Source organism: Vibrio sp. 1S139 (assembly GCF_041439475.1).
Taxonomy (GTDB): Bacteria; Pseudomonadota; Gammaproteobacteria; order Enterobacterales; family Vibrionaceae; genus Vibrio; species Vibrio crassostreae_C.
In genome coordinates this window covers 1-5,679 of sequence record NZ_JBGOOD010000117.1, presented here as the reverse complement: position 1 = coordinate 5,679, position 5,679 = coordinate 1, and the positions used below count along the sequence as shown (strand labels likewise).

8 protein-coding genes are annotated in these 5,679 nt (G+C 44.3%); all 8 read left to right on the top strand.

All coding sequences use genetic code 11. The annotated features are described in order from the left end of the window. Window positions 1-210: 210 nt before the first annotated feature. Entirely contained in the window at window positions 211-936 is a 726-nt protein-coding gene (locus ACED46_RS21245; protein WP_004729851.1) for a transcriptional regulator, read from the top strand. After that, entirely contained in the window at window positions 930-1,319 is a 390-nt protein-coding gene (gene tusD / locus ACED46_RS21240) for a sulfurtransferase complex subunit TusD (RefSeq protein ID WP_017063709.1), read from the top strand. Before ACED46_RS21245 ends, tusD begins: the two co-directional genes overlap by 7 nt. Continuing rightward, window positions 1,316-1,672 (top strand): sulfurtransferase complex subunit TusC, encoded by a 357-nt coding sequence (gene tusC, locus ACED46_RS21235; protein WP_017061103.1) that lies wholly within the window; start codon window positions 1,316-1,318, stop codon window positions 1,670-1,672. Before tusD ends, tusC begins: the two co-directional genes overlap by 4 nt. 8 nt (window positions 1,673-1,680) lie before the next feature. Continuing rightward, on the top strand, window positions 1,681-1,956 hold the full coding sequence (gene tusB, locus ACED46_RS21230) for a sulfurtransferase complex subunit TusB (protein WP_371722380.1): 276 nt from the start codon (window positions 1,681-1,683) through the stop codon (window positions 1,954-1,956). 182 nt (window positions 1,957-2,138) lie between these two features. Next, window positions 2,139-2,513: a 30S ribosomal protein S12 gene (rpsL, locus tag ACED46_RS21225; protein ID WP_004737194.1), complete on the top strand. Its 375-nt coding sequence runs from the start codon at window positions 2,139-2,141 to the stop codon at window positions 2,511-2,513. A 107-nt stretch (window positions 2,514-2,620) separates the two neighbouring features. After that, a complete protein-coding gene (gene rpsG, locus ACED46_RS21220) occupies window positions 2,621-3,091 on the top strand; it encodes a 30S ribosomal protein S7 (protein WP_010435163.1) in 471 nt (156 codons plus the stop codon). A gap of 166 nt (window positions 3,092-3,257) precedes the next feature. Further along, window positions 3,258-5,354 carry an elongation factor G gene (fusA, locus tag ACED46_RS21215; RefSeq protein ID WP_017061101.1) on the top strand — a complete coding sequence of 699 codons (2,097 nt, stop codon included), beginning with the start codon at window positions 3,258-3,260 and terminating at the stop codon, window positions 5,352-5,354. Between the two features lie 147 nt (window positions 5,355-5,501). Then, the coding region (locus tag ACED46_RS21210; RefSeq protein ID WP_262630474.1) for a GTP-binding protein at window positions 5,502-5,679 on the top strand (178 nt) is incomplete at its 3' end.

Here is a 5,679-nt window from a genome sequence, read left to right as displayed (position 1 = left end):
GGGATTATCTGCTAACTGCAGGATCGTTCAAGTCTTCTTAAACGATCGGCATTAAACTTTGAGTTAGGCTTTTTTTATGATTTGAAGATGAGTATTTGATTTTTAAACTTGTTCTAAATCACTAGTTGCAATGTTAGCTAGGTGTGCAATTAAAATTTTCTGATAAACTTACATAAATTTGTTGATTTTTCACACGAAGGTAAGGAATAAGTGACTACTACAGAAACAGTCAATGCAGATGTGTTACTTGAAATGGAATCAGTCCACGTTATGCCATTCAGTGAACACGATAAAATCATTCTAAGATCTTATGAGGCCGTTGTTGACGGTATTGCGAGCCTTATTGGTCCGTTTTGTGAAATCGTTTTGCACTCTTTAGAAGACCTCAATACTTCTGCGATTAAAATTGCCAACGGCGAAAATACAGGTCGTCAGGTTGGCTCGCCGATCACCGATCTTGCATTGAAGATGCTAAAAGATATTGAAGGTTCTAAGCGTAACTTCTCACGTTCATACTTCACTCGCGCTAAAGGCGGAGTGTTGATGAAGTCGATCACGGTTGCTATCCGCAACGGTGAAGACCGAGTGATTGGCCTACTGTGTATTAACGTGAATCTAGACGCGCCATTCTCACAAGTGCTGCAATCGTTCATGCCTACACAAGACGCAGACGAAGCCGCATCATCGGTTAACTTCGCTAGTGACGTTGAAGAACTTGTCGACCAAACGGTTGAACGCACCATTGAAGAAATTAACGCTGACAAATCGGTATCGAACAATACTAAGAACCGTCAGATCGTGATGGAGCTGTACGACAAAGGTATTTTCGATATTAAAGACGCGATCAACCGCGTTGCTGAGCGACTGAACATCTCTAAGCACACCGTGTACCTATACATCCGCCAACGTAAAACAGAGGATGAAGAGGGTTGCTAAGCTATACACTCCTAGTGAATGGGCCAGTCTATGGCTCACAGTCAGCAAGAAGTGCCTACCAGTTTGCCGTGGCTCTGATTAAACAGGGCCACAAACTTCACAGTGTGTTCTTCTATCAAGATGGCGTGAGTAACGGCTCAGACCTTACCGTACCGGCTAACGATGAATTTGATTTAGCTTCTGCTTGGCAAAAGCTGGCTGATGAACACGATGTTAGCCTTGAAACCTGTGTGGCAGCTGCGCTAAGACGCGGAGTGATTAGCTCTGAAGAAGCAGAGCAACATCAACTAAGTGCCTCTAACCTAGCCACTGGATTTACTCAAGCCGGATTAGGGAGCTTATCGGAAGCGCTACTAACGCAAGATAGGGTTGTGCAGTTTTGAGAAAGTTAGCCTTTATATTTAACAGTTTCCCTCATACGACCGCTGCGGGTAGAGAAGGGTTAGACGCATTACTTGCTGCATCTGCTTACAGTGAAAATATCGCCGTGTTCTTTGTTGGCGATGGCGTGACACAGCTTCTCAAGGCGCAGCAGCCCGACGAAATACTATCGCGTGACTACATCTCCGCATTCAAACTTATGGACCTGTACGACATCGAACAGGTGTATGTGTGTCAGCGTAGTCTGAGTCAGTTTGGTCTTTCAGCAGACAACCTGCTAATCGATGTGACCACCGTTGAAGCCGACGAGTTAACGCAGAAGTTAGCTCAGTGCCAACAGATCCTGACTTTCTAGGGGACGCTATGCTTCATATCGTAAAATCAGTCGACAAGCTTAAACTTGCATTGACCTATTCTCAGCCACAGGACCAGTTCCTTTTGGTGGAAGATGCAGTGTATGTTTGCCTTCCTAATCATGAGTTATTCACTCAAATCTGCGCAGTAGAGCAGGTGTCGGTGTTAAAACCAGATCTCGATAGCCGAGGTTTACAACTACTTGTCTCAAGTACCATTGATCAAGTTGACTTCGATGGCTTCGTTAAACTGACGGTTTTGAGCGACAAATCAGTGACTTGGTAAGCGTCTTTTATCAGTTTGGTTAAAATTAGACCACCCTGAGCTCTAGACGGCTAAAAAAGATCTGTATATTTCTTGACACACCTCCCACTGCTGAATAGAATTTTGCGTCCCTAATTACGACTTGTGATTAGGGATAGATTTTTCACAAAGCTTACTTTCAAGTAAATTTCAGGAGCTAGTTAATGGCAACTATTAACCAGTTGGTTCGCAAACCTCGTGTAAAGCAAGTTGTTAAAAGCAACGTGCCTGCACTAGAAGCGTGCCCACAAAAACGTGGTGTATGTACTCGTGTTTACACTACTACACCTAAAAAACCTAACTCGGCACTACGTAAAGTATGTCGTGTACGTCTAACTAACGGTTTCGAAGTAACTTCGTACATCGGCGGTGAAGGCCACAACCTACAAGAGCACAGTGTTGTACTAATCCGTGGCGGTCGTGTAAAAGACCTTCCGGGTGTTCGTTACCACACTGTTCGCGGCGCACTTGACTGTGCTGGCGTTAACGACCGTAAACAAGGTCGTTCTAAGTACGGTGTGAAACGTCCTAAGTCTTAATTGATTCTCTTTTTTAAAAAGAAATCGTTAAGTAAGGCCAAACACTATTTTATTTATTATTCTGAAAAGTTTTGGAAAAAACCTGAAGAAGACAACGGAGAATATCCATGCCACGTCGTCGCGTAATAGGTCAGCGTAAGATCCTTCCAGATCCTAAGTTCAAATCTGAATTGCTGGCAAAATTCGTTAACATCCTTATGGTTGACGGAAAGAAATCTACTGCAGAAAAAATCGTTTACACTGCACTAGATTCAATGGCTGAGAAGTCTGGTAAAGACCACTTAGCTGTATTTGAAGAAGCTCTTGAAAATGTTCGCCCAGCGGTAGAAGTTAAATCTCGCCGTGTAGGTGGTTCAACTTACCAAGTACCTGTAGAAGTTCGTCCGGTTCGCCGTAACGCTCTTGCTATGCGTTGGGTAGTTGAAGCTGCGCGTAAGCGTGGTGAAAAATCTATGGCTCAACGCCTAGCTGCTGAAATGCTAGACGCGTCTGAGAACAAAGGTACTGCGGTTAAGAAACGTGAAGACGTTCACCGCATGGCTGACGCAAACAAAGCGTTCGCACATTACCGTTGGTAATACCTTTTTAGTGCTGCAAGGTTCCTTGCAGCACTTCTTTAGTTCCTATGCTTATGCTAGGAACTATTGCTATTTCTAGGGCAAGCAATTTTTAGCGAAGCATCGCTTTTAACGCCTAATCTAGACATAGCAATAGTCCCTAAGTCTCTAATAAGAGGATTCAACCGTGGCTCGTAAAACTCCTATAGAGCAATACCGTAATATCGGTATCGTTGCTCACGTAGATGCAGGTAAAACAACCACAAGTGAACGTATTCTGTTCTATACCGGTCTTTCTCACAAAATCGGCGAAGTTCACGATGGTGCAGCAACCATGGACTGGATGGAGCAAGAGCAAGAGCGCGGTATTACGATCACTTCAGCAGCAACCACTACGTTTTGGCGTGGTATGGAAGCTCAGTTCTCGGACCACCGTATTAACATCATCGACACTCCTGGACACGTTGACTTCACAATCGAAGTAGAACGTTCTCTGCGTGTGCTTGATGGTGCAGTTGTTGTGTTCTGTGGCTCATCTGGTGTTGAACCTCAGTCAGAGACAGTATGGCGTCAAGCTGATAAGTACCAAGTTCCACGTATGGTTTTCGTTAATAAAATGGACCGTACCGGCGCTGACTTCTTGCGCGTAGTTGAACAGATCAAGGACCGCTTAGGCGCAACTCCTGTTCCAATTCAACTGAACATTGGTGCTGAAGAAAACTTCCAAGGCGTTGTCGATCTTATCAAGATGAAGGCAATTAACTGGAATGAAGCTGACCAAGGCATGACTTTCACATACGAAGATATTCCTGCAGACATGCAAGAAATGGCTGAAGAATATCGTACAGAACTTGTTGAAGCTGCTGCAGAAGCAAATGAAGAGCTGATGGATAAGTACCTTGAAGAAGGTGAACTAACAGAAGCTGAAATCAAACAAGGTCTTCGTACTCGTACCCTTAATAATGAAATCGTACTTGCTACTTGTGGTAGTGCATTCAAAAACAAAGGTGTACAAGCTGTTCTAGATGCAGTTGTTGATTTCCTTCCTTCTCCAGTCGATGTACCTGCAATTAAAGGTATCGATGAAGATGAGAACGAAGCAGAGCGTCACGCAGACGACAAAGAACCGTTCTCAGCGCTAGCATTTAAGATTGCAACAGACCCATTCGTTGGTACTTTAACTTTCATCCGTGTTTACTCTGGTGTTGTTGAAAGCGGTAAAACAGCTTATAACTCTGTGAAGAAACAACGTGAACGCTTAGGTCGCATTGTTCAAATGCACTCAAACAAGCGAGAAGAAGTAAAAGAAGTACGAGCAGGTGACATCGCAGCCATCATTGGCCTGAAAGATGTGACTACTGGTGAAACCCTTTGTGACCAGAACCATAAGATTGTTCTTGAGCGCATGGAGTTCCCAGACCCAGTTATTCAGATCGTTGTAGAGCCAAGCTCTCAAGCTGATCAAGACAAAATGACTATCGCTCTAGGTAAACTAGCAGCGGAAGACCCATCGTTCCGCGTTGATATGGATGCGGAAACTGGCCAGACTCTGATTTCTGGTATGGGTGAACTACACTTAGATATCATCGTTGACCGTATGAAGCGCGAATTTAGCGTGAACTGCAACGTTGGTAACCCGCAAGTGGCTTACCGTGAGACTATTCGTGGTACAGCGAAAGCGGAAGGTAAATTTATCCGTGAACATGGTGGTAAAGGTCAGTACGGTCACGTATGGCTGAAACTAGAACCATCAGAAGCTGGCGAAGGCTTTGTCTTTGTGGATGAAATTGCCAATGGTATCGTACCGAAAGAGTTTATCGCTTCAGTTGCTAAAGGCGTTGAAGAGCAGATGAACAATGGTGTGCTTGCTGGCTATCCAGTTTTGGATATCAAAGCTACACTATATGATGGTTCTTACCATGAAACAGATTCAAGTGAGATGGCGTTTACAATCGCTGCCTCTATGGCTTTCAGAACGGGTGCACTTGAAGCGCAACCGGTTCTGCTTGAGCCTATGATGAAAGTTGAAGTAACTACTCCAGAAGACTGGATGGGTGACGTTGTTGGCGATATTAACCGTCGTCGCGGCATCATCGAAGGTATGGACGAGGGGACAGCTGGCCTGAAGATAATTCGTGCACAAGTTCCGTTGTCTGTCATGTTCGGTTACGCAACTGATTTACGTTCTGCGACACAAGGTCGTGCTTCTTACTCTATGGAGTTTAGTGAGTACGCTGAAGTGCCTAACAATGTTGCAAAAGCAATCATTGCAGAGCGTGGTTAAACAAAAGGAAGGCATTTTTTTTCATTTTTTGAAAGAACAATGCGTCCAAATATTGCGCTAACGAGAGTTGGCGCATAAAATAGCAATTTCTGGCGCGTCTCGCTCAATAATGAACGTGGCGAATCATAACTAGGAAGGAACACGATTGTGTCTAAAGAAAAATTTGAACGTACGAAACCGCACGTAAACGTTGGTACTATCGGCCACGTTGACCACGGTAAAACAACTCTAACTGCTGCTATCTGTACTACTCTTGCAAAAGTATACGGCGGTGTTGCTAAAGATTTCGCATCTATCGATAACGCTCCAGAAGAGCGTGAGCGCG

What these genes read in the sequence shown, in the direction of transcription:
- rpsG (WP_010435163.1), top strand. Translation starts at nt 2,621, where the DNA reads ATGCCACGTCGTCGCGTAATAGGTCAGCGTAAGATCCTTCCAGATCCT.
- tusB (WP_371722380.1), top strand. Translation starts at nt 1,681, where the DNA reads ATGCTTCATATCGTAAAATCAGTCGACAAGCTTAAACTTGCATTGACC.
- rpsL (WP_004737194.1), top strand. Translation starts at nt 2,139, where the DNA reads ATGGCAACTATTAACCAGTTGGTTCGCAAACCTCGTGTAAAGCAAGTT.